Here is a 26,992-nt window from a genome sequence, read left to right as displayed (position 1 = left end):
GCCCCGCTCGCGGGCGGTCACACCGCCAGCGGCTCCAGGTCGCGGTGGACCCGGCGCTCGTCGCGTGCGTAGCGGGTCAGGCCGTGGTCCTCGCCGAGGAGCCGGGTCAGCTCGTTCACCGCCTCCGCGCGGACCCGCGCGGCCTCCTCCTTGCGGCCCATCGAGTCCAGGCTGACCGCCATGTTCGAGGCGCTCGCCAGGGTTTCGGGGTGGTGCGCGCCGAGCGCCTCGCGCAGCCGCATCACCGCCATCCGCTCCAGCTCCAGCGCGCCCTCCGGATCCCCGAGGTCGGCCAGGGTGTTCGCCAGGTTCAGGTTGGCGAAGATGGTGTGCGGGTGGTTGTCGCCGAGGACCTCGCGCAGGTGCCCGATCACCTGGCGCAGCATGGTCTCGGCGGTCTCCGCGGCGCCCGAACCCCAGTGGAACACCGCGAGGTTGTTGATCGCGGCCAGCGTGTACGGGTGGCGCTCGCCCGGCACCTTCACGTACTCGTCGACGACCTCCTGCGCCAGGTCCCGCGCTCCGGCCGCGTCGCCGATGGCGAACAGGTCGGCGGCCAGGTTGAGTTCGCAGGCCAGCAGGTCCGGGTTGACCGAGGTGTACTTGGCCCGGTAGCGGTTGCGGGTCGCGGTGGTCAGCCGCCGCGCGTCCTCCAGTTCGCCGGCCCGGCGCAGCGAGACGGCGAGGGACTTCGCGGCGGCCAGGGTGCCCGGGAAGGCGCGGCCCAGCTGCCGCTTGTAGATCTCGTAGGTCCGGCTCAGCAGCTGCACCGAGTCGTCGTAGCGGCCGACCTCCCGCAGGTCGCGGGCCAGGCTCTGGGCCGAGGACAGGGTGTACGGGTGGTCCGGGCCGAGCACTTCGGTGCGCCGGTCGAAGACCTCCTGGTCGATCTCGCGGGCCCGGGCGTACTGCCCGACCATCCGCAGGTTCAGCGCCAGGTTGTTCGCGGCCGCCAGGGTCCGGGGGTGGGACTCGTGGAAGATCTGGCTGAACCCCTCGTGGGCGGCCGTCGCCAGTTCCATCGCCTCGCCGTAGCGGCCGAGGGTGCCCAGGTCCATCGCCAGGCCGCTGGTGGTCATGTAGGTGTGCGGGTGCGAGGGGCCCAGCGCCGTGCGCTGGCGCTCCAGGGTGACCTCGTCCAGCTCCTTGGCCTCCACGAACCGCCCCTGCGAGCGCAGGATGTTGGACAGGTGGAAGCGCAGGTAGAGGTACTGGAGGTCGTCGCCGCCGAGCGTCTCCTTCCAGGTTTCGCGCAGCTCCTCGCCGAGCTGGTAGGCCGCCTTGAAGTCGCCGCGCTTCCACAGGTAGCGGACCCGGTCGATCAGCAGCCGCCGGGTCTCCGGCTCCTTGCAGAACCGGGCCTCGGACGGGGTCAGGTGCGGCCAGATGGTGTTGAAGCGCGGCCAGGTCTCCGGGTTGTCTATCGGCTCGTCGTCGTCCGGCCGGGCGCCCGCCAGGATCCGGTGCACCGCGTGCCGGGCCTCGCGCTGCTCCTCCTCGCTCAACTGCGCCCGGATCACGGCCTGCACGAGGCGGTGCACCTGGATGCTGTTGCTGACCTGGTCGACCTTGGCCATCGCGAAGCGGCCGATCTCCCGGATCACCCGGCCCAGGACCAGCTTCTCCTGGAGCGAGGAGTCGTAGGGCTTGAGGGCGTCGATCATCTCCTTGCTGTAGAGGAGGTTCGCCGAGATCGGCTCGGGTGCGAAGAACGCGCAGAGCTGGAGCAGCCGCACCGCGGCGGGGGAGCGGCTCTGCAGGCGTTCTATGGAGACGTTCCAGGTGGCCGCGACCGGCTCCGGGTAGCCGGGCGGCTGGTTCAGCGCCAGCACCCGGGCCGCCTGCTGGGCGAGCTGCTCCAGGTAGGCCGAGACGGGCGTCGCGGTCTCCGCGATCCAGGCACCGGCCTGCTCGACGGCGAGCGGCAGGTCGCCGACCGCGATCGCGACCTGCTCGGCGTCGTCCTTGGTGAGCCCGGGGGCCCGCCGCTGGAGGTGCTCGATGGACTCCTCGCGCAGGAAGACGTCCACGGGCAGCGCATCCCCGTACTGCGACCAGCTCTGGTTGCGGGAGGTGACCAGGACGTGCCCGGGGCCGCCCGGCGGGAAGAACCGCTTGAGGGTCTCCGGGTCGTCCGCGTTGTCGAAGACGAGCAGCCAGCGCGAGGAGGGCACCCCGCGCCGCAGCAGGTCGATCGCCTCCTGCGAGGCCGCCGCCATGTCCTCGCCGGTCTGCGCCCCGAGCCGGACGGCCAGCTCCGCGAGGGCCGCGACCACGTCGTCCGTCTGCTCGGAGGAGATCCACCACACCAGGTCGTAGTCGGCCATGAACCGGTGGACGTACTCCAGCGCGACCTGCGTCTTGCCCACCCCGCCGAGCCCGTAGAGGGTCTGCGGCTGCGGCAGGACCACGGCCATGCCGCCGCCGAGCTGGTCGCGCATGCGCTCCAGCACGATGGAGCGCCCGGTGAATCCGGGGTTGCGGGGCGGCGCGTTCCAGATCTTCGGCACCGTGCCGGGGAAGCGCGGGCCGGGCGCCGTGGCGCTGTTGACGCCGTCGTTGAGGGCCATCGGCCGCTCGACCGCCCGCAGCAGGGCCGTGGTCGCGTGCGCTTCGTCGAGGCGGAAGAGGTCCACCGGATTGCGGTCGATGTACGGGGTGCTCAGGCGTACGTCGCCCACGCGCAGCGGCACCAGCTGGCGGCGCCCGCCGGTCGGGTCCTCGGCCGCGGCCCGCTCCCAGACGTCCACCGCCCGGGCGGACTTGAGGTAGGCGCTGGAGAGCAGTACGACGGTCCGGGCGGCGGTGTCGATGCTGATCCCCGCGCCGCCGAGGGTGTCCCCGGGGGTGGCCTCGGGCGGGCGTTCCGCGGAGACGTCCTTCGGCACGACCCGGAAGCCGGCCCGGGTGAGCACCGACTCGATCCAGTCGGCCCACATCCGGTTCTCGGCGACGTAGGAGAGGAAGAGGTCGGCGGGCAGGGCGGGGCGGCGCCGGGTGAAGGCGTCGCGGATGCGCAGCCGCACCTCCTCGCCGATGGCGGGCATGGAGGTGATCTCGCCCTCGGTGACCACCGTGGTGAGCCGTTCGAAGGCGGAGAGCAGGGAGTTGGTGAGCCCGGCCTCGTCGCCGAAGGTGGCCAGCGTCTCCTCGTAGGCGTAGTAGGGCCGGTAGGGGATCTCCACAGCGCCCCAGTAGGCGGTGAGTTCGTCGCCGCCCAGGCCGCTGGGGAAGCGGTCGAACTTGATCCGGGCCAGCGCGCGGCCCGCGTCGGCCTTCTCCTTCTCGCCCTCGTCGATGCGCATCGGGACCGGGTAGATCTTGATGCCGCGGTCGTTGAACCGCTCGTCGATCTGCCGCGCCACCGAGGCGGCGCCGTCGATGGACTGGTCGGAGAGGGTGAAGCAGTCGACCAGGATGTCGGGGAGGTGGACCGTGCAGATGTCGGCGATGTCGCTGAGCCCGGTCCGGCTGTCGATGAGGACGTAGTCGTAGTTCCGCTTCATGTCCTCGCGCAGGGCGTCGAAGAAGTGGCCGCCGCCGAGCCGGTCGTAGAAGTTGTCCCAGTCGAAGGTGGAGACGGTGGCGGAGTACTCGCGGTTCTGCCGGCCCGCGGAGACGAAGTCGAGGGTGCCGCCGTCGGGGAACTCCCAGCCGAGGGTCTCGGGCGTGAGGGAGACCGCGTGCGGCTGGATCCGCGCGTAGTCCTTGTGCCAGTCGTCGGAGCGCTGCGCCGGACTGGTCGCCGCCCAGGCGTACTCGCTGATCAGGTCGATGATCCCGGTGGTGGCCCCGAGGGTGGAGGGGTCGAGGAACGGGTGGAAGAACCGGTGCAGCCCCGGCGCCTCCAGGTCCCAGTCCACGGCGAGGACCCGCTTGCCGTTGGCGGCGAGGATCCAGGCGGTGTTGGCCAGTGCCATGGTGCGGCCGGTGCCGCCCTTGTACGAGTAGAAGGTGACGATCCGTCCGTCACGACTGGCTGTCATCCGCGTCCCCCGCTTCGTTGGTCGGTCCGTCGGCGTCCGGGTGCTGCCCGCTGGTGCGGGTGTGGTGCCCTTCGGTGTCGGGTGGGAACGGCGCGGGCGGCGGCGCCGGTGGCCCGGTCATGCCCATCGGCCCGAGCAGCCGGGGCCGTTCGGAGTGCGCGCCGCCCGCGGGCGGATAGACCTGGGCGTGTCTGAGGAACTGCTGCGCGGCCGCCTCGACCACCTGCGGCAGGATCTGCCCGAGCGTCTCCATGTTCGCCACCCCGTTGGCGGCGGCCCGGCAGGCGATCCGGCCCTGGCTCATCTTGACCGGCATGGTGTCCTCCAGCCGGCCGGTCAACTCGGCTTCCCTGGTCCGGCTCTGGTGGTCGTAGCGGTTCCACGGCACGACCACGCTCACCCAGGGCCGCGGGTCCTGGTCGAAGGCGGCCAGGCGCTGGCGGCGCAGGTCGTCGGCGACGGCCCAGCGGTCGACGATCAGGATCTCCGGGCGGGTCGGCGGCTGCTTGGTGTCGAAGTGCCCGGCGTCGTCGTCGAAGGAGGCCAGGGTGGTCTGGTAGTTGAGGGAGCGCACCAGGTCCTCCGCGACGTAGGCCACGGGCCGTTGGGCCGCCGGGTGGTAGGGGTTCCAGTCCAGGGCGCTGTCGCCGTAGTACTCGGGGCTGCGGCCCTCGGGCAGGTCGTGCCGGGTGGCTGCGGCCACCGTGACGTGCAGGGTGCGGGCCGCGGTCCCGGGACCGCCCGAGACTCCGGGACCGCCGAAGGCGCTGGGCACCACCCGGTAGTCCATCGGGCGGCTGATCTCCAGGCGCACGGACTCGGCGACGCGCACGATGCGCTTGGCCAGTTCGTAGACGGCCCGCTCGTACTGCTCCGCGTACCCGCGCAGTTTGATCAGACCGTAGAGCCCGTCGGTGACGTAGCGCTCGCCGAAGGTGTTGTGGTTGAACTGGAGCCGCTCGGCGGGACCGGGCAGCTGCGCGGGCGGCACCGGCACCCACAGGGCGGGCACGATGGCCTCGGCGGGTTCGCCGCTGACGGCGGTCCGCTGGATGGTGCGGTGCGCGAAGGCGAACCATTCCTTTCCGCACATCTCACTGGCGAAGTACCGCGGCGAGAACAGCGGGACGAAGACCCGACAGGTGGCCAGCGCCGTGCCGAGCCGTTCCGACCAGCCTTCACCGCTGCGTATCTCCCGGTCCATGAAACCGGCGTCGGCTCCGGCGGGCAGATCGGTGAGCGCCATGACGTGTCCGGAGAGATCACGGAAAAGCCGCTCCACCCACATGTCCGGGTCGGGCCCCCCGGCCCCGAACCTCGGCGTATGCGCATAACTGAGAAAAAAGTACGGCTGCACTGATGCGGGCACACGACCCCCGTCCCGAAGATGTGAAGCGAAGAAACATCATTCCGGAGCTGCTTCGCCACATCGCCTCATGGTTCAGTCAATCAGCGTCTGTTTTCGGTCATCCAGGTAACGGCGTGATCAACGGCATCAGGAATACCGAAGATCGTGGCCGACGCCCCTCCCAGCCGCCCCTCGCGCACCTTGTGCGGCGGAAAGGCCCGGCCGATCTCCGCGAAATCACCGTCGTCGAGCGCGACGTCCTCGTACGCCGTCCACTCCTCCCCCTGCCGCCGCCCCGGATGGTTCACCTTCACCACACACGCGTACATGCGCAAGGGCGGCTTCGGAATTCGATACTCCGCGAGATGGAAAGCGGTACAGACGGAAAATCCCACATTGATCATCAGTACCTGCCCCCCCTCCCGGCACAGCGTTCCCAACGGCGAATCCTCACCCAGATGGCAGGTCAGCCGGTGCCCGGCGGCGAACCGCCCCGCGTCCGCGCCCAGCACCGCGAAGGAGGTCTGCGGATGGCCGCTGCGCACGGCCCCCGGCGCGGTGCGCACCGCCTCCGCGAAGACGCCCATGTCCTCGCTCGGGGTGTGCGCCGGATCGAAGGCGGGCATCCGCTCCCGGAAGGCCGCCGCCTCGGCGTCGCTGAGGCCCGCCGTCCGGGCCAGGTGGGCGCTGGAGGTGCGGGAGTTGGCCGCGGTGAAGGCGGGGACCACCAGCGTGCCGCGGGGGCCCAGCACCCCGAGCAGGGCCTCGCGCAGCCGCTCGGCGCGCAGTCCGGTGCCGCGCAGCGAGGCGTGCACCAGGAGCCGCGCCCCGGGGCGCACCCCGAGCAGCCGCAGCTGGGCGGCGAGCGCGGGCGCGCTCGGGACGGCCGCGGCCGGGCGGGTGGCGGGGAGCGGGGCCGACGGGGTGGCGGGGGGTGCGGCCGGGGGCGCGGCGGACGTGCGGCCGCTCACGCGTCGACCGCCTTGGCCTCCCAGCGCAGCTCCTCCACCAGCCGCTTGCCGGTGCTGGTCAGTTCGGCCGCCCCGGCGAGCCGGTCCAGCGCCCGGTGGATCCGGTCCGTGCCCGCCGGGTAGTGCGGCTCGGTGGCCCGCCGGTACGCCTCCACGGCGACCCGCTCGTGCACGTCCGCCAGCAGCCGGGACACCGGAACCGGCCGCTCCCGCCAGGGCGAGGGGTGCTCCCAGGCCCCGTCCAGCGCGTACAGGTCGGTCACCTCCGTCAGCGCCCGCAGCCGGGCCCGCCGCTGCCCGGTCAGCAGCGCCAGGGCGGTCTCCCCGACCCCCGCCGCGTACGGCAGGCCCAGCGCGCCGGGGCCGTGGCGGCCCGCCTCGCCCCAGCCGACCGCCCGCGGGCCGCCCGCCAGCGGGGTCAGGGTGCTCACGCTGCCCGCCGCCGCCCGCGCGAACTCCGGTACCGCCCGGTGCAGCAGCGCCCAGGCCGCGCCGAGGCGCTCGCGCCACTCCTCGGCCTCGCCCGCGCCGAGCCGCAGCCGCGGGGGGCGGGCGAAGCAGGTGCGGTACGGGTCGAGGTCGTCCAGCGCCACCGCCGGGCCCCGCGGTCCCGGCGACCAGGACCGTACGGGCTGCCAGCGCGCGTCCCCGGCGGCCCGGCCGAAGCGGTGCGCGGAGCGGCCGTCGTGGGCCGTGTAGCCCTCCCCGGCGGCCCGCAGCGTGGCCCGGCCGTCGGTGCCGGGCTCCCCGAGCCGCAGCAGCCCCAGCGTGGGCAGGTACACCTCGCCGTCCCGGTAGGCCACCTCGGCCGGCAGGTCCAGGCCGCCGCGCAGCACGGCGGCGGCGGCCAGCGCGGCCAGCCGCAGCGCCGCCTCCGGCCCGTCGGGGCGCCCTTCCCCGGCCGCGTCCAGGGCGGCCAGCACCCAGGTCCGGGTGTAGGGGTGCGCCAGTACGGCGTCCAGCGCGTCCGCCCCCGCACCGCCCGCGTCCTCCACCGCCCCCAGCAGCTCCCAGGCCCGCGCCCAGGCGGCCCCGCCCTCCGCGCGGGGGGCGAACTCGGTCAGCTCCGCATGCAGCCGGGCGAGCAGGACCCGGGTCAACTGGTGCTGGGAGGCGCCCAGTTCGGCCGGATCGGTCAGCTCGGAGGCGGTCGCCTCGGCGGCGGTGCGGCCCTCGACCCCGTCGACCAGTTCGCGCAGGTCGGCGCAGTAGACGGAGGGGTTGGCGAAGCCGTTCGCGGCGCGGTAGCGGTGGGTGTAGAGGCCGCCGCCGCACGAGCGTACGACGGGGCAGCGGCGGCATTCCCCGCTGACGCCCGCCAGCCCGAGCTGCCGGGCGCGCACCCCCGGATGGGCCGCGACCTGGTCGAAGGTGTGGGAGAAGACGTCGAAGCCGGTGGCGGCGGCGCCCTCGTAGGCGCTCTTGAGCGAGTCGACCTGCTCCAGGGTCCCGTCCGTCTCCACGACCACGAGGTCGGTCGGTGCCAGCCCCAGGGACTCGGTCAGGCTGGGGCCGCCGCGCAGGGTACTGGCCAGCGATTCGAAGATCCGTACGGGCACGGGACGGCCGATCCGGTCCCAGTGGTCGAAGACGCGCAGCAGCCAGCGGGCGTAGGCGTCGGGAGCGCCGTCCGGGCGCGGCGGCGGGCTCTCCCACGTGGCGTGGGGGAGCAGGAAGTCCACGCGCGGGGGTTCGAGGGCGACGAGGGCGTCGAGCACGGCGACCGGGTCGTTGGCCACGTCCACGGTGCACAACAGGCCCTGGTAGAGGTGGCGGTAGGGGGCCGAACGGAGCAGCGCCACGGCGGCGAGGACCTGCGGGTGGCTGGTGCGGCCGTCCGCGAAGCGGCGGTGGCGGTCGTTGGCGGCGCGGTCCCCGTCGAGGGAGATGCCGACCCGGACGCCGAAGGCGGCGAAGAGGTCGAGGTAGCGCGGGCTCAGCTGGAGGCCGTTGGTGTGGATGCGCAGGTCCAGCGCAGCTGTTCCGGCGAGGGCCCGGGTGAACTCCTCGCACACCAGCCGGAGCCGGTCCGGTCCCGCCAGCAGGGGTTCCCCTCCGTGAAGAATCACCGTGACGGAGGGGAGTGCATGATCACGGGCATGTTCGGCGAGCCGCGACGCGGTGTGCGAAATGACCTCGGGGGAGATCACCTTCGGCCGGGCTCGCCAGCTCTGATCTGCGTGTTCATAGACATAGCAATGATCACAAGCGAGATCGCATCTGCTGTGAACCTTCAGGACGATCTCGCGAAAAGCGATCAGGCCGGTCATTCCACCAGTCTAGAGCGCCTGCTTCGGGGTCAGAGCGCAGAGTTGAAGATGGGTGCCTGAACCGGTCGGCCGGATTCCGCGCGCAGCACTCGTCCGAGCGCGACGGCGGAAGACGCGCTGCGGACGTCGATCTGGGCGAGCGGGACCCGGTGGGTCTTGACCGTGCTGGTCGCGGGGGTTGCGGAAGTGTTCACGACACCGTCCTTGAGGGGGCCATGTGAATGGGCGGGGGATTGACAAGAGCGTCACGCTCGTGTCATGCGTGGACTTTACTCGTCCACGCCCTATTGGCAACCGGGACATGACGCATGGTCAAGCGTTCTAGGGAAAGAGTGACGCATTTCCTTTTCCGGTCACCCGCGGGTCCCCGCGCGGTCGCCGTCAGGCGGGCCGCCGGTGCTGTTCGGGCGGGCCGGGGAGGTCGCGCAGCAGCCAGGTGAGGATCTCCGGCAGGGCGCGCAGGGCCGCGAAGTGGGCCGCACCGGGGTCGATGGTGGCGGTCGCGCCGGGGATCCGCTCGGCCAGCCAGCGCGAGTGGCCGACCGGGGAGAACACGTCCTGTTCGCCGTGCCAGATCATCACCGGGCAGCGGATGCCGGCCGGGTCGAACCCCCAGGGGCTGCACAGGGCGAGGGCGTCGTCGATCCAGCCGTCCGCCGAATTGCGCAGCCCCTCGCGGAAGTTGCGCAGGAGCATCGAGCGCAGCCCGGCGTCCGCGACGATCATCCGGTCGTTGTCGGTGAGTTCGATGCGCAGTTCGTCCAGCAGTCGCCCCGGGTCCTTGCCGATGGCGGCGGCCCGCGGGGTCAGCCGGGCGGCCAGTTCCTCGGGGTCCACCGAGGCGGTGGTGTACTCGCGCACGTTCGAGGCGGTCATGCCGTCGAACCAGTCGAGCCCGTCCGCGTCCCACGGCGCGAGGCCCACCAGGGCCGCCGTCCGGGTGACCCGCTCGGGCAGCAGCGCCGCGCAGGCCAGGGCGTGCGGGGCGCCGCCGGAGCGGCCGGCCACGGCGAACCGCTCCAGCCCGAGGGCGTCGGCGATGGCGGCCACGTCCTGGACGGCGTCGGCGACCGTGCGGCCGCGCAGCCGGTCGGAGTCGCCGTAGCCGGGGCGGTCGTAGGCGATGACCTGCATCCGGCGCTGGTAGAGGACCATGCCCCGGGGGGCGGGGCCGAGCCTGCTGCCCGGAGTGCCGTGCAGCAGGAAGACGGGTCTGCCGCGCGGGTCGCCGAAGCGCTCCACCATCAGATGCCGTCCGTCCGCGGTGCGCACCCGGTTGTGCACGCGTCCCTCCCTCACGGTCGACGGTGAAGCCGTCCAGGTGATTGTGCGCGCTGGGGGAGGAGCGCGGTAGGGCGCACTCGCGGGGCCTTTCCGGCGCCCGCGCTTCCGCTTCCGGGCGGCTCTTCCGGGTGGCGCGGGGCCGTCCGCCGTACGGGCCCGCGCGAGGGTGGGCGGGCCCGTACGGGGGTGCTCACACGGCGCTCTCGTCGGCGGCGTCCGACCCGGGCAGGCCGCTGCCCACGGCCGGTCCCGGGCGCCCCCGGTGGGCGAGGGCGCAGGCCAGGGTCACCGCGGAGCCGAGGAGGGCCCAGCCCGCCAGGATCAGCATCGGGGGGCCGGTGCCGTTGCCCTTGAAGTAGGCGATGGAGCGGGCGGCGTAGGTGCCCGCGCCCGGCGGAAGGACGGGGCCGATGGCCTTCCAGAACGGCGGCAGCAGCGGGTAGGGGTAGGCGCCGCCCGCGCTCGGGTTGCCGAAGACGACCACCAGCAGGATGGCCAGGCCGATGCCGACCACGCCGGCCAGCCCCTGGAGGGCCAGGGTGATCGCGCCGACCGCGAAGACGACCAGGGTGCCGAGGCCCCACAGGGCGGGGATGCTGCCGGGCAGCGCGTCCAGCACCGGGCCCGCGATCACCGCGCCGAGCAGCCCGGCGGCCAGGGAGTACACCAGCAGCGCGCCGAGCCGGATGACGGCGCGGGCGGAGTTGGCGGGCCGGGCCCCCGCGCTGATCGCGAGGATCGCGGCGCACAGGTAGCCGCCCACGCACCAGCCGACGACGAGGTAGAAGGAGCTGAGGCCGCGCCCGTCGCCCGCGGCGGAGGGCGCCACGTCGGTGACCGCGACCGTGCGGCCCTGGGCCTTCTCGGCCCGCCCGACGACCTCTTCGAGTGCCTGGGAGAGCGAGGCGCCGGCGCCGCCCGCGACGAGCAGTCGGTCGGTGGTGCCGCCGGGGTCGATGATCAGTGCGCCGTCCACGTCCCGGTTGCGGATCTGGCGCAGGGCGGTGGCCTCGTCCTTGACCGCGCGGGGGTCGAGGGGCGTGCCGGGCAGCGCGCCGAGCTGCTGCACGGACCGCTCGGTGAGCCGGGCGGCGGGGGCGGTGACCGCCAGCGGGATCTCGCTCGGCTTCGGGTGGTGGAAGGCGCCGATGTAGGAGGTGATGAAGGCGAGCTGGAGTGCCAGCACCCCCAGGACGAGCAGGGCTGCCCGGGTGGTCACGGCGTCCTTGACCTCGGCGAGGAAGCCGCCGGACGGGCGGGCGGCGCTGCCCGAGGGGCCTGCTGCGGTATCGGTGGGCCGGTTCATGCCTTCACGCTCGACCGGGCGGGGTCCGGGCGCAGCAGGGGTGGGCCGAACGGATGACCGGGCGGCCGGTGCGCGAACCCGAGCGGTCGAACATGTGTTTCGCACGGACATTCGAATTGCTCTATGGTGGAGAGCGGGGGAGGGCGAAGGAGTGTCGGGCGCATCGAGATCAGCAGGAGGCCGCGGATGCCGGGCTTTACGCATCTGCACACCGTTTCGGGGTTCTCCGTGCGCTACGGCGCCTCGCATCCCGAACGGCTGGCCGAGCGGGCCGCGGAGCGCGGCATGGACGCCCTCGCGCTCACCGACCGCGACACCCTCGCCGGCGCGGTCCGCTTCCTGAAGGCGTGCGAGAAGGCCGGGATCCGCCCCCTGTTCGGCGTCGGCCTGGCGGTGGCCCCGGCCCCCGTCCCCGCCGCCCCGGCAGCCGCCGCGCGCGGAGAGGCCTCCCACCGGCTCCGCAGCCCCGTCACCCCCGTCAAAGGGGGCGCTTTCATCGACGAATCCGCCACCCGGGCGCTCTTCCTCGCCCGGGACGGCGCCGCGGGCTGGGCCGAACTCTGCCGGATGATCACCGCCGCCCACGCCCGCGTCCGGGGCGGCGCCGGCTCCCCGCTGCTGCCCTGGGACGCCCTGCGCGGCGCGAGCGGCGTGTGCGTCCTGCTCGGCCCCGACTCCGAGGTCGGCCGCGCGCTCGCCGCGGGCCGCCCCGACCGGGCCGCCCGGCTGCTCGCCCCCTGGCGGGAGGTCTACGGCGACGACCTGCGCCTGGAGGCCGTCGACCACGGCCGCACCGGCGCCCGGGCGGGCACCGGCCCCGGCTCGCTGCGCCTCGCCGCCCGCACCGTCGGCTTCGCCGCCGAACAGGGCGTACGGGCCGTGCTCAGCAACGCCGTGCGGTACGCCGACCAGGGCCAGGGCCCGGTCGCCGACGTCCTGGACGCGGCCCGCCGGCTCGTTCCCGTCGACCCCCGGCGCGGCCTCGACAGCGGCGAGCGCTGGCTCAAGGGCCCCGCCGCCATGGCCGAGGCCGCCGACCGCATCGCGCTCGCGGCCGGTCTGGGCCCCTCCGGAGCCCGGGCCCTGCTGGCCGAGACCCTCGCCACCGCCGAGGCCTGCGTGGTCGACCCCGCGGACGACCTCGGCATCGGCGAGGTGCACTTCCCCGAGCCCCGGCTCGTCGGCGCCGCCCACCGCACCGCGCAGCGGGTGCTCGCCTCCCGCTGCGCGGCGGGCCTGGTGCTGCGCGGGCACGCGGACGACCCCGTGTACGGCGAGCGGATGCGGCACGAGCTGGACATCATCGCCTACCACGGCTTCGCCTCGTACTTCCTGACGGTCGCCCACGTGGTGGACGACATCCGGGACATGGGCATCCGGGTGGCCGCCCGCGGCTCCGGCGCCGGCTCCCTGGTCAACCACCTCCTCGGCATCGCGCACGCCGACCCGGTCGAGCACGGGCTGCTGATGGAGCGCTTCCTGTCCAAGCGCCGGCGGGTCCTGCCCGACATCGACATCGACGTGGAGTCCGCGCGCCGCCTGGAGGTCTACCGCCGCATCCTCGACCGCTTCGGCGGCGAACGGGTCGCCACCGTCGCCATGCCCGAGACCTACCGGGTCCGCCACGCCATCCGCGACGTGGGCGCCGCGCTGTCCCTGGACCCCGCCGAGACCGACCGGCTCGCCAAGGCCTTCCCGCACATCCGGGCCCGCGACGCCCGCGCGGCCCTCGCCGAACTGCCCGAGCTGCGCGAGGTGCGCGAACGGCAGGAGCGGGGCGAGCTGCACGGGCGGCTGTGGGACCTGGTCGAGGCGCTGGACGCGCTGCCGCGCGGGGTCGCCATGCACCCGTGCGGGGTGCTGCTCTCCGACGCCTCGCTGCTCGCCCGTACGCCGGTGGTCCCCACCAGCGGCGAGGGCTTCCCCATGTCCCAGTTCGACAAGGACGACGTCGAGGACCTCGGGCTGCTCAAGCTCGACGTGCTCGGGGTGCGGATGCAGTCGGCGATGGCGCACGCCGTCGCCGAGATCCGGCGCGGCACCGGGCGGGAGCTGGACCTGGACGACCCGGCGCAGGTCCCGCCGGGCGACCGGGCGACGTACGAGCTGATCCGGTCCGCCGAGACGCTGGGCTGCTTCCAGATCGAATCGCCCGGCCAGCGCGACCTGGTGGGGCGGCTCCAGCCCGCCACCTTCCACGACCTCGTCGTGGACATCTCGCTCTTCCGGCCGGGCCCGGTCGCGGCCGACATGGTGCGCCCCTTCATCGAGGCCCGGCACGGGCGGGCGCCGGTCCGCTTCCCGCACGAGGACCTGGCGCGGCCGCTGCGCGAGACCTACGGGGTCGTCGTCTTCCACGAGCAGATCATCGAGATCGTCGACATCATGACCCGCTGCGGGCGGGACGAGGCCGACCGGGTGCGGCGCGGGCTGTCCGACCCGGATTCGCAGGCCCGGATCAAGCTCTGGTTCGCGGCCCGGGCCGCCGGACACGGCTACGCGCCCGAGGTGATCGCCCGTACCTGGGAGATCGTCGAGGCCTTCGGCTCGTACGGCTTCTGCAAGGCGCACGCGGTGGCCTTCGCGGTGCCGACCTACCAGTCCGCCTGGCTCAAGGCGCACCACCCGGCCGCCTTCTACGCCGGGCTGCTCACCCACGACCCCGGCATGTACCCCAAGCGGCTGCTGCTCGCGGACGCGCGGCGGCGCGGGGTGCCCGTGCTGCCGCTGGACGTGAACCGGTCGGGCGCCGCCCATCGGATCGAACTGGTGTCCGATGGGGAGGGAGGCGCGGGGCGCTGGGGGCTGCGGCTCGCGCTCTGCGACGTCCACGGCATCAGCGAGGCCGAGTCCGCGCGGATCGAAGCCGGACAGCCCTACGGCTCCCTGCGCGACTTCTGGGAGCGGGCCCGGCCGGGCCGGCCGGTCGCCGAACGGCTCGCCCAGGTCGGCGCGTTGGACGCCTTCGGCGCCAACCGGCGCGACCTGCTGCTGCACCTGTCCGAACTGCACGGCGCCCAGCGGTCGAAGGGCGGACACGGACCCCAGCTCCCGCTGGACGGCGGCCGGTCCACGGCATCCGCCGGGCTGCCCGACCTGGACGACGCCGAACGGCTCAGCGCCGAACTCGGCGTGCTCGGCATGGACGCCTCCCGCCACCTGATGGGGGACCACCAGGCCTTCCTGGCCGAGCTGGGAGTGGTCCCGGCCCGCGCCCTGCGCACCGCCGCCCACGGCCAGAGCGTCCTGGTCGCGGGCGCCAAGGCGGCCACCCAGACCCCGCCGATCCGCTCCGGGAGGCGGGTCATCTTCACCACCCTCGACGACGGCAGCGGCCTGGTCGACCTCGCCTTCTTCGACGACAGCCACGCGACGTGCGCCCACACCGTCTTCCACTCCTTCCTGCTGCTGGTGCGCGGAGTGGTCCAGCGGCGCGGCCCGCAGAGCCTGAGCGTGGTCGGCTCGGCCGCCTGGAACCTGGCCGAACTGGCCGAACTGCGGGCCACGGGTGGCCTGGAGGCGGTCGCGGCCCGCCTGGCGGAACCGGCGGAACCGGTCGGACCGGAAGGTCCCGCGGAGCCGGAAGGACCGCCGGAAGGACCGCCGGAAGGACCGCCGGAAGAATCCGCCGCGCCCACCCGCCCGCGCCGGACGATCCAGCTGCCGACCGGGTACGAGCTGAACCCCTGGGCCGACCTCCAGCCCCCGGGCACCGGCCCCGCCACGGGCCGCAAGCTCTGGCACTCCAGCCCCGGGAGCGCGGGATGAACGCGGCACCGGGCCCGGGAACGGCCGCGCGCGGGGCGCCGGTCCTGTGCCTGAGCTTCCGGCGGGCCGACGGAACCCCGCTCGACGCACCCACCCACGCCGGGCTGCTCGCCCTGCTCGGCGCCCTCACCCCGGTGGTCCAGCCGCTGCCGCCCGACGGGGCCCTCGCCGATGTCCGGGGCGCCCTGCGCTACTTCGGGCGGGACGCGGCGGACCTCGCCGCGGTGATCCGGGTGCGCGCCCTCGCCCTGTACGGCGCCGAGTGCGCCATCGGCGCCGCCGGGAACCCGATGCTGGCCACGATGGCGGCCCGCGCGGCCGGACCCGGGCACACCGTGCTGGTCCCGGACGAGCCCGCCGCCGTACGGGAGTTCCTGGCCGCCCGGCCCGTCGTGACCCTGGCCGGGGTGGGCCCCAAGGCCGCCCGGGTGCTCTGCTCCTACGGCCTCGACACCGTCGGCCGGGTCGCCGCCGCCCCGCCCGCGACCCTGCGGCGGCTCCTGGGACCCCGGACCGGGCGCGAGGTGCACGAGCGGGCCCACGGCATCGACCGCACCCCGGTGCTGCCCGGCGCGGCCGCGCGGTCACTGGCCGCCGAGCGCCCCTTCGACCGGGACGAGCTGGACCCCGTACGCCACCGCCGCGCCCTGCTCTCCCTCGCCGAGGAGCTCGGCGCCCGGCTGCGCGCGGGGGACCAGGTCTGCCGCGCGCTCTCCCTCACCGTGCGCTGCGCGGACCGCACGACCCTGACCCGGACCCGGGTGCTGCCCGAGCCCACCGCCCACTCGGCCACCCTGACCGCCACGGCCTACGCCGTCCACGCGGCCCTCGGGCTCCAGCGGGCCCGGGTCCGCGCGCTCTCGCTGCGCGCCGAGGACCTGACCCCGGCCGACCGGGCCGCCCACCAGCTGACCTTCGACCCCGAGGACGAGAAGGCCCGCCGGCTGGAGGCGGTCACGGACCGGATCCGGGCCCGCTTCGGCCCCTCCGCCATCGCCCGCGGCAGCCTGGCGGCGTGAGCGCGGCCGTGCCCCGCCGGCCATGCCCGCGGGCGGCCCATATACGGCGCGCGGGGGCGCCCGTACCCGCCGCATGAGCCCATTCGGCCCAGGACACGCATTCTTTACTGACGCGTAACTTCCAAGTCCTGCTACCCGCCCGTAATTTGGCGGCAGCAGCACCCCCATGTGATCCGGATCACGGGACCCCCACGCCCTCCCCCCGCACGTTCCCCTTGACCCGCAAGGAGATCACTCGATGCTGCCCTGGAGACGACGCCTGCTCCGCCCGCTGGCCGTCCTCGCCCTCGCCGCCGCCGCCCTGGCACCCACGGGACCGGCCCAGGCGGACACCGCCCCCCACAGCGGATGGAACAACTGGTCCTGCAAGCCCTCCGCCGCGCACCCGCGCCCCGTCGTGCTGGTCCACGGCACCTTCGGCAACTCCGTGGACAACTGGCTCGGCTTCGCCCCGTACCTCGTGAACCGCGGGTACTGCGTCTACTCCCTCGACTACGGGCAGCTGCCCGGCGTGCCCCTCTTCAACGGGCTCGGCCCGATCGACAAGTCCGCGGGCCAGCTCGACATCTTCGTCGACAAGGTGCTCGCCTCCACCGGCGCCGCGAAGACCGACATCGTCGGGCACTCGCAGGGCGGCATGATGCCGAACTACTACCTGAAGTTCCTCGGCGGCGCCGCCAAGACCAACGCCCTGGTCGGCCTCGCCCCCGACAACCACGGAACCACCCTGCTCGGCCTGACCAAGCTCCTGCCCTACTTTCCCGGCGCCGGGGACCTGATCAACTCGGCGACCCCGGGGCTGGCCGACCAGGTCGCGGGATCGCCCTTCGTGACCAAGCTGAACGCGGGCGGCGACACCGTGCCGGGAGTGAACTACACCGTCATCGCGACCCGGTTCGACGAGGTGGTCACCCCCTACCGCACCCAGTTCCTCGACGGGCCGAACGTACACAACGTGCTGCTCCAGGACCTGTGCGCGGTCGACGTCTCCGAGCACGTCGCGATCGGCCTGACCGACCGGATCGCCTGGCACGAGGCGGCCAACGCGCTCGACCCGCAGCACGCGCAGCGGACCACCTGCGCGTCGGTCTTCTCCTGACGCGCGGGCGGTCCGCTGCGGACGGGTGACCGTCAGCGGCCGTGCCGGCCGGCGGTGGTCCGGCGACGGGCCACTCCGAAGAGCACGGCCGCGCCCAGTGCGAGGACGGCCGCCCCGGTGATCGCGATCATCGGGGTCGCGCCGTCGCCGCCGGTCTGGGCGAGACCGCCCTCCGCCGGGGAGGTCGCCGGGGCGGCCGCCGCGACGGGGGCGGGCGAAGAGCCGTTCGTCTTCGGGTCGTTGTCGCCGTGGCCGCTGTGCTCGACCGTGGACCTGCCCGCGCCGTCCGCGATCTGCTGGTCCGTGGGCGCCTTCGGGCCGGCCGTCGGCGCGGCGCCGCCGGGCGCGGCGGACGAGCCCGCGGCGGGGTCCGCCGAAGCCGCCGGGGCGGTGGTGGGCCGGGTGGTGGGCCGCGGGGCGGGCTGGTTCCCGCTGCCCCCGCCGTCCTTGCCGAAGACCACGTCGGAGCAGGTGTAGAAGGCCTCCGGGCTGTCCGACCGCTGCCAGACGCTGTAGATCAGGTGGCGGCCGGTCTTCTTCGGAACGGCGGCGGAGAAGACGTAGTCGCCGTTCTGCATGCCCGGGTCGCTCACCTTCGCGAAGGGCGCGGCCTCCAGGTCCGACCACTTCAGCGGCTTCGTCGGGTCGTACGAGTCCTTCGTGACGTACAGCTCGAACGAACCCTTGTGCGGGGCGGTGCCCTTGTAGTGGAAGGTGTGCGCGCCGGACGTCATCGGACTGGCCGGCCAGTCCGCGCGCGGCAGGTCCAGGCCCTTGTACTTGCCGTTGCCCGCCGAGCACAGCTGCCCGTCCGGGATCAGCGCCTTGCTCTGGCCCGCCGCATTGGCAATGTTCACCGCGTTCCAGTCGTAGAACGCCTGCGCGCCGCTCGCGGCGACGGCCGCCTTGCACGCCGCCGACGCGGGCGACTCCGGCCCCTCCGCGTAGCACGCCGCCACCCGGCTGACCGGGTCCGTCATCGAACCGTGCGCGGCGGCCGGCGCGGCGGCGTACGCGGCCACCGCGAGGGGGGCGAGGCCCAGGGCGGCGATCCGGGCTGCGGCCCGGACGGCGGTGCGCGGGGCGGCGTGGGAGCGGGATGCGGACATGGGCGGAACTCCTCTGGGCGGGGCGTACGGGCGTACGGACCGGTGCTGCGGGCCGGAGGCGGCGTCACCCCCCCGTGTGGGTGGCGACGCCGCCTCCGACCCGCTCCGGCCCGCCCAAGCTAGCCACCGGAACCCGCGGTTCCGGGGCCTCGGCCGCCCTGGAGCCGATCCTTAGGGCCCGCTTAAGGCGCCGGTAAGCACCCCCTCAGGAACGGCTCCGCGCGGGACCCCTCAGCCGAGCAAAGCGGTCAGGCCGGCCGCCGAGCCGGCCTGGTGCTCCAGCGCGTCCAGGGCCTCCACGGCGCGCGCCGCGGCCCGGGGGTCGCGCTCCGCCAGGCCGCCGGCCGCGAACTCGTCCTCGTCCAGCCGCAGGACCCGCGACCCGTCCGCCGAGACCCACAGGTCCAGGTCGAGGTCCTCCACGACGACCTCGCCGTCCCGGACGGCCGCGGGCCGGGTGATGTCGCAGTACCAGCCCTTGAGGACGCCCGCGCCGCTTCTGACCTCCTTGACCGCGTACCAGCGGTCCCGCCAGAAGTACTCGGTGAACACGTCGCCCGGCTCGAAGCGGACGAAGCCGAAGTCGCGGACGCCCGGGGCCGCCCAGGGGGCCCGTACGCAGACGCGCACGCCGTCGTCGCTCAGCAGCTCGGCCGGATAGCGGATCTTGGTCGCGCCACCCTTGAGCAGGGTCACGGTCAGCATCCCGGCCGCCGCTCGGACAGGGTCTTCGTGTAGCGGACCTCCGAGGCGCAGATCTCGTAGCCGAAGCCCTTGTTGACGGCGAGCATCGGGGCGTTCCCGCTGTCGTTGCCCGTGAACGCCTCCGTGTAGCCCGCCGCCCGCGCCCGGTGCAGGGAGGCGGTCTTGGCGAGCGTGGCCAGTCCCCGGCCGCGGAAGGCGCGCCGGGTGCCGGTCATCGCCGATGCGTAGCGCGTGGAGCCGTCGGTGTGGGCGGCGGTGAAGGCCGCCACCTCGCCGTCGACGAGGACGACCGTGGTCAGCGCCCGGTCCAGGGCGGGGGCGCGCCACACGTGCGCCAGCCAGTCCTCGTAGTCGTCCAGCTCGGTCGGCACGTCGCCCGGTTCGTCGGCGGCGACCTCCGCGTCGGCCTCGAACAGGGGCCGCGGGTCGTCCGCGAAGTCGGCGGCGGTCCGCAGCCCGACGCCGTCCGGGAGGACGGCGGGTAGCTCCGGCAGGGCCGCGCCGGTCAGGTCCAGACGCAGGAAATGGGCGCTGCGCCGGGCCGCGTACCCGCGCCGCTCGGCGAAGGCGCGGTCGGCGGGCCGGTCCATGACCCATGCGAAGACGTCGGTGGCACCCTGCTCCGCGAGGTGCCGCTCCGCCGCGCGCACGAGGGGGCCGCCCGCTCCCAGACCCCGGTGGGCGGGGTCGACGTACGCGTTCAGGAATCCCTGACCCGGCTCGGGGCTGTCATGGGCGATGCCCACCTGGGCGCTGCCCACCACCGTGCCGTCGGGCGCCTCAGCGACCAGGAGGCGGTAGTGCCGGTCGGGGTGGGCGCCGGCCAGCTCGTAGGCGACGCCCTCGGGGGTCGTGATCATGTAGGGGAGCGCGGCCCGGCGGACGCGGACGACGGCTTCGGCGTCCGCCGCGTCACCGGGACGCAGGTCACGAATCGATACGGTCATACGGCGACGCTACGGGCGGCCCCGTCCGGTCCGCCTCCCGATTTCCCGTCGGCGGGCGGCGCATGGGCGACAATCGGGCCCGTGACCTCGACGAACCTGAAGCTCGCCCTCGACGACTCGGCCGGTGCGCCCGCCCCCTACGAACAGGTGCGCGCGCAGATCTCCGCACAGGCGCGCTCCGGGCGCCTCCCGGCCGGTTTCAAACTGCCGACGGTGCGCGGGCTGGCCCTGGAGCTGGGCCTGGCCGCGAACACCGTCGCCAAGGCCTACCGGGCGCTGGAGACGGACGGGGTGATCGAGACCCGCGGCCGGGGCGGCACCTTCGTCGCCGCCGAGGGCGGCGCCGCGGACCGCGAGGCCGCCGCGGCCGCCCAGGCGTACGCGGAGCGCGCCCACCGCCTGGGCCTGACCCGGCAGGCGGCCGAGGCGGCCGCCGTGGCCGCGCTGCGGGCCCGCTACGGCGGCTGACGGCTCCCGGAGGAGGCGCCCGCGCTAGAGGTACAGCCCCGCGTCCGCCCCGTGCCCCTGGGGCGGCAGCAGGGACGCCGGGCCCGCGCCGCGCCGCAGCGCGAACAGCTCGGCCAGGGTCGCCCCCTCGCGCGGCACCCCCTCGTCGGTGCCGAGCCAGTCCACCGCCTCCCGGTGCGTCAGCCGGTCCACCTCGATCCGGGCCAGGCAGCGCCCGGGCCGGACCACGGCGGGGTGCAGCCGCTCCAGGTCCTCGTTGGTGGTGACGCCGACCAGGACGTTGCGGCCCTGGCCCAGCAGGCCGTCCGTCAGGTTCAGCAGCCGTGACAGCGCCTGCCCGGCGGTGTGCCGGGCCTCGCCGCGGATCAGCTCGTCACAGTCCTCCAGCAGCAGCAGCCGCCAGCGGCCCTTGGCCGTGCCCTCGTCCTCGCCGATGGCGATGTCCATCAGGTAGCCGACGTCGTTGAACAGCCGCTCCGGGTCGAGGACGCAGTCCACCTGGCACCAGTCCCGCCAGGAGCGGGCGAGGGTGCGCAGCGCCGAGGTCTTGCCGGTCCCGGGCGGCCCGTGGAGCAGCAGCAGCCGCCCCGCGATGTCATCGGGGGTCACCTTCATGAGGCGGTCCAGCGAGGCCGCCACGGGCGCGGTGTAGTTGGGCCGCACCTCGGCCCAGGTGCCGGCCGCGATCTGGCGGGTCGTGCGGTACGGGCCGCGGCGCGGGGAGACGTACCAAAACCCCATGGTGACGTTCTCGGGCTGCGGTTCGGGCTCGTCCTGGACGCCTTCGGTCGCCTCGCCGAGGACGCTGGCGGCCAGTTCGTCGCTGACGGCCGTCACGGTGACGTCCGCGCCCCGGCTCCAGCGCGAGACGAGCATGGTCCACCCCTCGCCCTCGGCGAGCGTGGCGCTGCGGTCGGAGTCGCGGGCCGCGCGCAGCACGGTGGCGGCGGCCGGGACGAGTTCGGCCCCCGCCTTCACCCGCTCGATGGACACGCTGTGCGAGAACGGCTGCTCGCCCGACGCGAACCGGCCGAGGAACAGGGCGTCGACGACGTCCGACGGCGAGTCGCTGTCGTCGACGTTGAGCCGGATCGGCAGCGCGTCATGAGGGTTGGCTGGCATGGCGCCCATGATCCGGCACGAAGTGCCCCCGTGCACCCGTGTTTCGCCGGAACGGGTGGGTGAGTTCCCTCTTCAAACGCATCCGCGGTGAAGGTTCGGACCGGAAGTCCACCCCGAACATTCTTGGCATGAACACTTCCAGAAGGCCTCCGCTCCTTGTACCACAGAACGGACAGGAAACCCCCACAAGGAGCCGTACATGAGATTGTCACGGTTTGCCGCATTAACCTCGTCACTCCTCCTCGCCGCGGGCGCCGCGCTGTTCGGCGCCGGGCAGGCCTCCGCCGCCCAGGCCGACTTCGGCTACGTCGCGCTCGGCGACTCCTACTCCTCGGGCGTCGGATCCGGGAACTACGACAGCGCCAGCGGCAATTGCAAGCGGTCCAGCCGGGCCTACCCAGCCCTCTGGGCCGCCGCGCACGCGCCCCAGACCTTCTCGTTCACCGCATGCTCCGGCGCCCGGACGGACGACGTCCTCTCGGGCCAGCTCGCTCCGCTCAACACGGGGACCGACCTCGTCAGCCTCACCGCCGGGGGCAACGACGCCGGGTTCTCCGACGTCATGACGACCTGTGTGCTCCAGTCCGAGACCACCTGCATCAACCGCGTCAACCAGGCCAGGGCGTACGTCGACTCCACCCTCCCCGGCAAACTCGACGCCCTCTACAACGCGGTGGGATCGCGGGCGCCGAACGCGCGCGTGGTCGTCCTCGGCTACCCGCGCTTCTACAAGCTGGGCGGCGGCTGCGTCGCCGGCCTGTCCGAGGGCAAGCGCTCGGCGATCGACGGCGCCGCCGACTACCTGAACGCCGCCCTAGCCAAGCGGGCCGCCAACCACGGCTTCGCCTTCGCCTCCGTCACCGGCGCCTTCACCGGGCACGAGATCTGCTCCGGCAACGAGTGGCTGCACAGCCTCAACTGGGCCAACATCGGCGAGTCCTACCACCCGACCGCCGCCGGACAGTCCGGCGGCTACCTGCCCGTCTTCACCGGCGCGGTCTGACCGCCCCGAGCGCCCCGCTCACGGCGCCGGGCCCGTGCCGGACGACGGGCCCGGCGTCGCGGACGTGCCGGACGTGCCGGACGCGCCGGGGGAGGGGGCCCCGCCCGACGGGGTCCCCCGCTCACACCTGACAGAGAAGTTCACCCAATCGGTGTTCACCGCGACGGGCCGCCGCACCTCCAGCCGGACCGCGTCGTCCAGCGTTCCGTCCGGCCGGTGGCTCAGCTCGGTGAAGGCCGCCTCCCGGAGCGGGGGCCCGCCCGCCCCGAAGGTGACGGCCTGCCAGTCCGGCGCCGAACTGATCCCGCTGCGCGTGGCCCAGCGGTACTCCACGACCACCGGCGTACGGACCACCTCCAGGGCCGCGGTGAAGGCGGGCGCGGAGGCCTCCGGCGGCGGGCACGGGCCCACGTAGCGGTCGCGCACCGCGCGCACGGCCACGGTGACGTTCTGGGCGGCCGGAGAGGAACCGCTCGGCGAGGGGCTGGGCGACGCGGTGGCCGACGGCACCGGCGCGGAGGAGGCGGGGGAGGAGGCGGAGGCGCCCGTCGGACCGCCCGGGCCCGCCGCCCCGCTGCCGTCGGCGCCGTCCGCGCGGTGCCTGGCCAGCAGCCAGCCCAGCAGCGCCAGCGCCAGCAGCAGGACCGCGATCCCCAGGACCAGGACCAGGCCCGCCCGCCCGGTACGCGGCGACTCCGCTGCCGGTCCGTACCCCGTGCGGGGCGCGGGCCCGCCCGGGGTGCGGGGCGGGGGAGCGGGGAGCGGCAGCGTGGGCGCGGGTGTTCCGTACGGGCCCGCGGCGGTCGGCGCGCCGGGACCCGACGCCGGTCCGCCCTCCGCCCGTACGGTCCCGCCCGCGCCCACCACCCGCAGCATCCGCGCCGCCTCCGGCGCACCGATGCGCAGGTCCGGGTCCTTGCGCAGCAGGCCTTCGAGTACGGGCCCCAGCGCCCCGGCGTGGCGCGCGGGCGGCACGTCCCGCTCCACCACGGCCTGCAGGGTGGCGACCGGAGTGTCCTGGCGGAAGGGGGTGTGCCCCTCGACCGCCGCGTAGAGCGTCACGCCCAGCGACCACAGGTCCCACGCGGGCCCGGGCGCGGCGCCCAGTGCGGCCTCCGGCGCCAGGTACTCGGGGGAGCCGACCACCTCGCCCGTCATCGTGAGCGCCGAGGAGCCCTCCAGCCGGGCGATCCCGAAGTCGCCCAGCAGGACCCGGCCGTCGTTGGCGATCATCACGTTGGCGGGTTTCACGTCGCGGTGCAGCACGCCCGCCGCGTGCGCGGCGCGCAGCGCCGACAGCACCTGTTCGCCGATGTGCGCGGCCCGCTGCGGGGGCAGCGGGCCGTCGGCCTCCAGTACCTCCGCGAGCGAGAGGCCGCGCACCAGCTCCATCACGATCCAGGGCCGCCCGCCGTCGGTGGCCACGTCGTAGACGGTGACCACCCCGCGGTGCGTGACCCGGGCCGAGGCCCACGCCTCGCGCTCCAGGCGCGCGTACATCCGCCGCACGTCGGCCTCGTCCAGGCCGGCCGGGGCCCGGACCTCCTTCACGGCGACCTCGCGGCCCAGGACCTCGTCCCGGGCCCGCCAGACGATCCCCATGCCGCCGCGGCCCAGCGGGCCCAGCAGCCGGTACCGTCCCGCGATCACCCGTGCGTCGCCGCCCGGTCCTCCACTCACGCGAGCCCCCCTCATCCGCGTAACGGGTCGATCACTCCAAGTTAACCGACGTCGGCCGGTGTGACCCCTGTCGCGTCGTCGCTTCCCCTCTCGCCCCAGCGGCCGCGGGCGACCGGCCCCTTGACGCGCGATCACTTCGGAGAGTAACCGTCAACTGCGCTGAGTAATCGTCAACTGCCGCTGTGCGCAGGGGTAATTCACACGACCGGGATACCCGGCTGCCGCCCGGGGGCGATAGGGTTAACCTGCCCGGGCCGGGTGCCCTCGTACGGGTGGGGAGAGACATGGAACAGATAGCAATGCGCAGCAGGCCGCCCCGCGTGCCTGCCATCACCTGCGGAAGCGGCGCGACCAGTTCGCGCCTCGACCGTCACCTCGCGGTGCTCGGCGGACCCGCCGTCCCGCACGGTGACGCGGCCGAGGCCACGCTGCTGATGCGTGAGCTGACGTCGCGCGACCACACGCACGTGCTGCGGAGCCGGAGCGCGCGCGTCTCGCTCTTCGCACCGCTGCGACGGCTGCGTCGCACGCTCTTCGGCAGCCGCCGCTCGTAACCTTCCCCGGATCCGGGGCAGTTGCGACGGCTGCCGGATCCGGTCCCGTAACCCCCGGCCTCAGGCGATCACACCGTCCCGGCGCAGTTCCGTGAGCTGCGCGCCCGTCATCCCCAGGGCGCGCAGCACGCAGTCGGTGTGCTCGCCGAGCGCGGGAACCGCACCCATCCGCGGTTCCGCGCCCCCCGGCAGCCCGATCGGCGGCAGCAGCGCCCGCAGCGGGCCCACCGGTGAACCGATCTCCCGCCAGCGGTCCCGGGCCGCCAGCTGGGGATGCCCGGCCAGCCCGGCCACCGAGTTCAGCCGCGCGCAGGCGATCCCGGCCGCCTCCAGCAGTGCGAGCGCCTCGGCCGCCCCGTGGCGGCCCAGCGCCCCGGCCACCACCGCATCGGTCTGCTCCCGGTGCGCGGTCCGTGCCGCGTTGGTCGCGTACGCCGGGTCGTCCGCCAACTCCGGCCGCTCCAGCACCTGTTCGGCGAGGCGCCGCCACTCGCGGTCGTTCTGCACCGACAGCAGGACCCGGTCCCCGTCGGCCGTCGGGTAGGCGTCGTACGGTGCGATCACGGCGTGCGCCAGGCCGGTCCGGACGGGTTCCGCGCCGCCGTGCAGGACCAGGTGCAGCGGATGCCCCATCCACTCGGCCAGCGCGTCCAGCATCGAGACCTCGACCGGACCCCCGCGCCCGGTCGTGCCGCGCCGCAGCAATGCCGCGAGGACCCCCGAGAAGGCGTACATGGCCGCGGCGATGTCGGCGGCCGGGATGCCCGCCTTGACCGGCCGGCCGGGCGTACCGGTGACCGAGACCAGGCCCGCCTCGCACTGCACGAGCATGTCGTAGGCCCGCTTGTGCGCGTACGGTCCCTCCGCCCCGTACCCCGAGATGTCGACGGCGACCAGCCGCGGGTAGCGCGCGCACAGCGCGGCGGCGTCCAGCCCGAGCCGCGCGGCGGCCCCCTGCGCGAGGTTCTGCACGAAGACGTCCGCGCCGGCGAGCAGCCCGTGCAGGGCCTCCCGGCCGCGCGGGTCCTTCAGGTCGAGCGCGACGGACTCCTTGCCGCGGTTGGCCCACACGAAGTGGGAGGCGAGCCCGTGCGCGGCGGTGTCGTAGCCGCGCGCGAAGTCCCCTCCGTCGGGCCGCTCGACCTTGATCACCCGGGCTCCGAGGTCGGCGAGCTGCCGGGTGGCGAAGGGGGCGGAGACGGCCTGCTCGACGGCGACGACGGTGATCCCGTCGAGGGGGAGGGGAAGCGGGGGCGCAGGGGGCGCGGGTTCGGGTGCGGTGTTCATGCCCCGGTCCTACCGTCCCGCCCGCGCCCTGTCACCCCCGGCCCCCTGAAGCCCGTACGCCCGGCGCCGGTCACGACCCTAGAACGGGAGCGCGACCTGGCCACCCGGGCCCTCCTCCTGGTGGCTCAGCACCGAGGCCGGCCGGCGGGACCAGCGCGGCGGCGGCAGCACCCCGGCCGCGCGCAGCCGCTGCGCCGGGAGCGCGGGTCCCGGCTCGAACGCGGCCCGCTCCGGCGCCAGATCGGCCAGCAGGGCGAGGGCGGAGACCAGGGCCAGCAACTCCGAAGTCCAGGTCTGCGGCCACGCGGCGGGGCCCAGCGCGGCCAGGCCCGCCGCCTCCGGCGTCCGGTGCGCGCCGCGGGCGGCGAACCACCGCTCCAGCACGCGCACCCCGTTCACCTCGTACGTCCACGCCGCTGCCGGGACCGGCGCGATGCTCCCGTCGCCCAGCAGCAGGTTCTCGACCTCCGCGTCGTACGACAGCCCGGCCGGCCACCCCGCGACCGCCGAGCGGACGTACGGGCGGCGCCCGCCCGGCAGCCGGGGCGCCCCGCCCCCGCGGGCCCCGCGCACCTGGACGGCCAGCAGCCGCTGCCCCAGCTCCAGCCCGGCCCGCCAGCGCTCCGGGTCGGCCGGGAGCGGTACCTCGCACCCCCGCGGGCCGGGGCGGGCCGCGGCGAGGATCCAGCACAGGACGTCCTCGGGGGCCACCTGCCCGCGGTACCGCTCGCCGAGCAGCGGCAGCAGCCCCGGCGCCAGATTGGGCTCGGCGCCCCCGGGGCGGCGGTGCAGCGGCCGGATCCGGCCGAGCCGGCCCGCCGGGAGGTGCGCGGTGACCAGCGGGGACGGCAGGCCGGGCGGTTCCAGGAGGAACAGCTGCCGGTCGTCCAGGACCCGCCACAGCTCCGGCCGGGCCGCGTCGATGAGCCGCTGGTCGGGCAGCAGCCACTGCTCGTCGAAGGGCTCGTACAGCACCCGGACCGGGTCCGGGCAGGCGCCGGGCTCCCGCCCGAACCGGCCCGTGGCCGTGGGGGGGCCGGGGGGCGGGGCCGCCCCCGCGGGGCGG

General features: G+C 74.6%; 20 protein-coding genes. 6 read left to right on the top strand and 14 right to left on the bottom strand.

The features are described from left to right. Positions 1–17: 17 nt before the first annotated feature. From fxsT to ABZY31_RS24435, 7 genes are all read right to left on the bottom strand, one after another. Positions 18–3,986, bottom strand: a complete 3,969-nt coding sequence (fxsT, locus tag ABZY31_RS24465; protein ID WP_356413716.1) for an FxSxx-COOH system tetratricopeptide repeat protein — start codon at positions 3,984–3,986, stop codon at positions 18–20. Then, positions 3,970–5,355 carry a TIR-like protein FxsC gene (locus ABZY31_RS24460; protein WP_356413713.1) on the bottom strand — a complete coding sequence of 462 codons (1,386 nt, stop codon included), beginning with the start codon at positions 5,353–5,355 and terminating at the stop codon, positions 3,970–3,972. Before ABZY31_RS24460 ends, fxsT begins: the two co-directional genes overlap by 17 nt. An 80-nt stretch (positions 5,356–5,435) precedes the next feature. Beyond that, positions 5,436–6,188 carry an AAC(3) family N-acetyltransferase gene (locus tag ABZY31_RS24455; RefSeq protein WP_356413797.1) on the bottom strand — a complete coding sequence of 251 codons (753 nt, stop codon included), beginning with the start codon at positions 6,186–6,188 and terminating at the stop codon, positions 5,436–5,438. Positions 6,189–6,301: 113 nt separating this feature from the next. Then, a complete protein-coding gene (fxsB, locus tag ABZY31_RS24450) occupies positions 6,302–8,575 on the bottom strand; it encodes a radical SAM/SPASM protein FxsB, inactivated metallohydrolase extension form (protein WP_356413711.1) in 2,274 nt (757 codons plus the stop codon). A gap of 29 nt (positions 8,576–8,604) precedes the next feature. After that, positions 8,605–8,769, bottom strand: a complete 165-nt coding sequence (locus ABZY31_RS24445) for an FXSXX-COOH protein (RefSeq protein ID WP_356413708.1) — start codon at positions 8,767–8,769, stop codon at positions 8,605–8,607. 187 nt (positions 8,770–8,956) lie between these two features. Then, positions 8,957–9,859: an alpha/beta hydrolase gene (locus tag ABZY31_RS24440; protein ID WP_356413706.1), complete on the bottom strand. Its 903-nt coding sequence runs from the start codon at positions 9,857–9,859 to the stop codon at positions 8,957–8,959. 190 nt (positions 9,860–10,049) lie between these two features. Then, entirely contained in the window at positions 10,050–11,165 is a 1,116-nt protein-coding gene (locus ABZY31_RS24435; RefSeq protein WP_356413703.1) for a DUF3533 domain-containing protein, read from the bottom strand. A gap of 186 nt (positions 11,166–11,351) precedes the next feature. On the opposite strand from ABZY31_RS24435, the gene ABZY31_RS24430 reads away from it, so the two are divergent. The 3 genes from ABZY31_RS24430 to ABZY31_RS24420 all read left to right on the top strand — a co-directional run bounded on the left by ABZY31_RS24430 (position 11,352) and on the right by ABZY31_RS24420 (position 17,051). Further along, positions 11,352–14,933: a DNA polymerase III subunit alpha gene (locus tag ABZY31_RS24430; RefSeq protein ID WP_356413700.1), complete on the top strand. Its 3,582-nt coding sequence runs from the start codon at positions 11,352–11,354 to the stop codon at positions 14,931–14,933. Then, the gene (locus ABZY31_RS24425) at positions 14,930–15,952 is read left to right on the top strand and encodes a hypothetical protein (RefSeq protein WP_356413697.1); all 1,023 of its coding nucleotides are present in this window, start codon (positions 14,930–14,932) and stop codon (positions 15,950–15,952) included. The genes ABZY31_RS24430 and ABZY31_RS24425 overlap by 4 nt, the downstream gene beginning before the upstream one ends. A 238-nt stretch (positions 15,953–16,190) precedes the next feature. Continuing rightward, positions 16,191–17,051, top strand: coding sequence for an alpha/beta fold hydrolase (locus tag ABZY31_RS24420; protein WP_356413695.1), 861 nt, complete (start codon positions 16,191–16,193; stop codon positions 17,049–17,051). Positions 17,052–17,083: 32 nt separating this feature from the next. Here the strand turns inward: ABZY31_RS24420 and ABZY31_RS24415 are convergent, their stop codons facing one another. From ABZY31_RS24415 to ABZY31_RS24405, 3 genes are all read right to left on the bottom strand, one after another. Next, positions 17,084–18,160, bottom strand: a complete 1,077-nt coding sequence (locus tag ABZY31_RS24415) for a lytic polysaccharide monooxygenase (RefSeq protein ID WP_356413693.1) — start codon at positions 18,158–18,160, stop codon at positions 17,084–17,086. Between the two features lie 231 nt (positions 18,161–18,391). Continuing rightward, a complete protein-coding gene (locus tag ABZY31_RS24410) occupies positions 18,392–18,865 on the bottom strand; it encodes a DUF402 domain-containing protein (protein ID WP_356413690.1) in 474 nt (157 codons plus the stop codon). Further along, positions 18,859–19,812 (bottom strand): GNAT family N-acetyltransferase, encoded by a 954-nt coding sequence (locus ABZY31_RS24405; RefSeq protein ID WP_356413688.1) that lies wholly within the window; start codon positions 19,810–19,812, stop codon positions 18,859–18,861. The genes ABZY31_RS24410 and ABZY31_RS24405 overlap by 7 nt, the downstream gene beginning before the upstream one ends. Positions 19,813–19,893: 81 nt before the next feature. Between ABZY31_RS24405 and ABZY31_RS24400 the strand changes: the two genes are divergently transcribed. Further along, positions 19,894–20,280, top strand: coding sequence for a GntR family transcriptional regulator (locus ABZY31_RS24400; protein WP_356413685.1), 387 nt, complete (start codon positions 19,894–19,896; stop codon positions 20,278–20,280). A 24-nt stretch (positions 20,281–20,304) separates the two neighbouring features. Here ABZY31_RS24400 and ABZY31_RS24395 read toward each other — a convergent pair whose 3' ends face one another. Next, the gene (locus tag ABZY31_RS24395) at positions 20,305–21,438 is read right to left on the bottom strand and encodes a DUF5925 domain-containing protein (RefSeq protein WP_356413682.1); all 1,134 of its coding nucleotides are present in this window, start codon (positions 21,436–21,438) and stop codon (positions 20,305–20,307) included. A 163-nt stretch (positions 21,439–21,601) separates the two neighbouring features. Between ABZY31_RS24395 and ABZY31_RS24390 the strand changes: the two genes are divergently transcribed. After that, on the top strand, positions 21,602–22,405 hold the full coding sequence (locus ABZY31_RS24390) for an SGNH/GDSL hydrolase family protein (RefSeq protein WP_356413679.1): 804 nt from the start codon (positions 21,602–21,604) through the stop codon (positions 22,403–22,405). An 18-nt stretch (positions 22,406–22,423) separates the two neighbouring features. Here ABZY31_RS24390 and ABZY31_RS24385 read toward each other — a convergent pair whose 3' ends face one another. Further along, entirely contained in the window at positions 22,424–24,085 is a 1,662-nt protein-coding gene (locus ABZY31_RS24385) for a serine/threonine-protein kinase (protein WP_356413677.1), read from the bottom strand. 284 nt (positions 24,086–24,369) lie between these two features. On the opposite strand from ABZY31_RS24385, the gene ABZY31_RS24380 reads away from it, so the two are divergent. Continuing rightward, positions 24,370–24,639 carry a hypothetical protein gene (locus ABZY31_RS24380; RefSeq protein WP_356413675.1) on the top strand — a complete coding sequence of 90 codons (270 nt, stop codon included), beginning with the start codon at positions 24,370–24,372 and terminating at the stop codon, positions 24,637–24,639. A 60-nt stretch (positions 24,640–24,699) separates the two neighbouring features. On the opposite strand, the gene ABZY31_RS24375 is transcribed toward ABZY31_RS24380, so the two are convergent. Both ABZY31_RS24375 and ABZY31_RS24370 read right to left on the bottom strand, forming a co-directional pair. Beyond that, the gene (locus ABZY31_RS24375; protein ID WP_356413672.1) at positions 24,700–25,926 is read right to left on the bottom strand and encodes a CaiB/BaiF CoA-transferase family protein; all 1,227 of its coding nucleotides are present in this window, start codon (positions 25,924–25,926) and stop codon (positions 24,700–24,702) included. 78 nt (positions 25,927–26,004) lie between these two features. Then, on the bottom strand, positions 26,005–26,992 hold a 988-nt coding region (locus tag ABZY31_RS24370), incomplete at its 5' end, for a type ISP restriction/modification enzyme (RefSeq protein ID WP_356413669.1).

It is taken from the genome of Streptomyces sp. NPDC006529, assembly GCF_040611795.1.
In the GTDB taxonomy this organism is placed as follows: domain Bacteria; phylum Actinomycetota; class Actinomycetes; order Streptomycetales; family Streptomycetaceae; genus Streptomyces.
Note: the sequence above shows the minus strand (reverse complement) of the source record. Positions and strands in the feature narration are given on the sequence as shown.

What these genes read in the sequence shown, in the direction of transcription:
- ABZY31_RS24415 (WP_356413693.1), bottom strand. Translation starts at nt 18,160, where the DNA reads ATGTCCGCATCCCGCTCCCACGCCGCCCCGCGCACCGCCGTCCGGGCC.
- ABZY31_RS24380 (WP_356413675.1), top strand. Translation starts at nt 24,370, where the DNA reads ATGGAACAGATAGCAATGCGCAGCAGGCCGCCCCGCGTGCCTGCCATC.
- ABZY31_RS24405 (WP_356413688.1), bottom strand. Translation starts at nt 19,812, where the DNA reads ATGACCGTATCGATTCGTGACCTGCGTCCCGGTGACGCGGCGGACGCC.
- fxsB (WP_356413711.1), bottom strand. Translation starts at nt 8,575, where the DNA reads ATGACCGGCCTGATCGCTTTTCGCGAGATCGTCCTGAAGGTTCACAGC.
- fxsT (WP_356413716.1), bottom strand. Translation starts at nt 3,986, where the DNA reads ATGACAGCCAGTCGTGACGGACGGATCGTCACCTTCTACTCGTACAAG.
- ABZY31_RS24420 (WP_356413695.1), top strand. Translation starts at nt 16,191, where the DNA reads ATGCTGCCCTGGAGACGACGCCTGCTCCGCCCGCTGGCCGTCCTCGCC.
- ABZY31_RS24410 (WP_356413690.1), bottom strand. Translation starts at nt 18,865, where the DNA reads ATGCTGACCGTGACCCTGCTCAAGGGTGGCGCGACCAAGATCCGCTAT.
- ABZY31_RS24435 (WP_356413703.1), bottom strand. Translation starts at nt 11,165, where the DNA reads ATGAACCGGCCCACCGATACCGCAGCAGGCCCCTCGGGCAGCGCCGCC.
- ABZY31_RS24375 (WP_356413672.1), bottom strand. Translation starts at nt 25,926, where the DNA reads ATGAACACCGCACCCGAACCCGCGCCCCCTGCGCCCCCGCTTCCCCTC.
- ABZY31_RS24430 (WP_356413700.1), top strand. Translation starts at nt 11,352, where the DNA reads ATGCCGGGCTTTACGCATCTGCACACCGTTTCGGGGTTCTCCGTGCGC.
- ABZY31_RS24390 (WP_356413679.1), top strand. Translation starts at nt 21,602, where the DNA reads ATGAGATTGTCACGGTTTGCCGCATTAACCTCGTCACTCCTCCTCGCC.
- ABZY31_RS24425 (WP_356413697.1), top strand. Translation starts at nt 14,930, where the DNA reads ATGAACGCGGCACCGGGCCCGGGAACGGCCGCGCGCGGGGCGCCGGTC.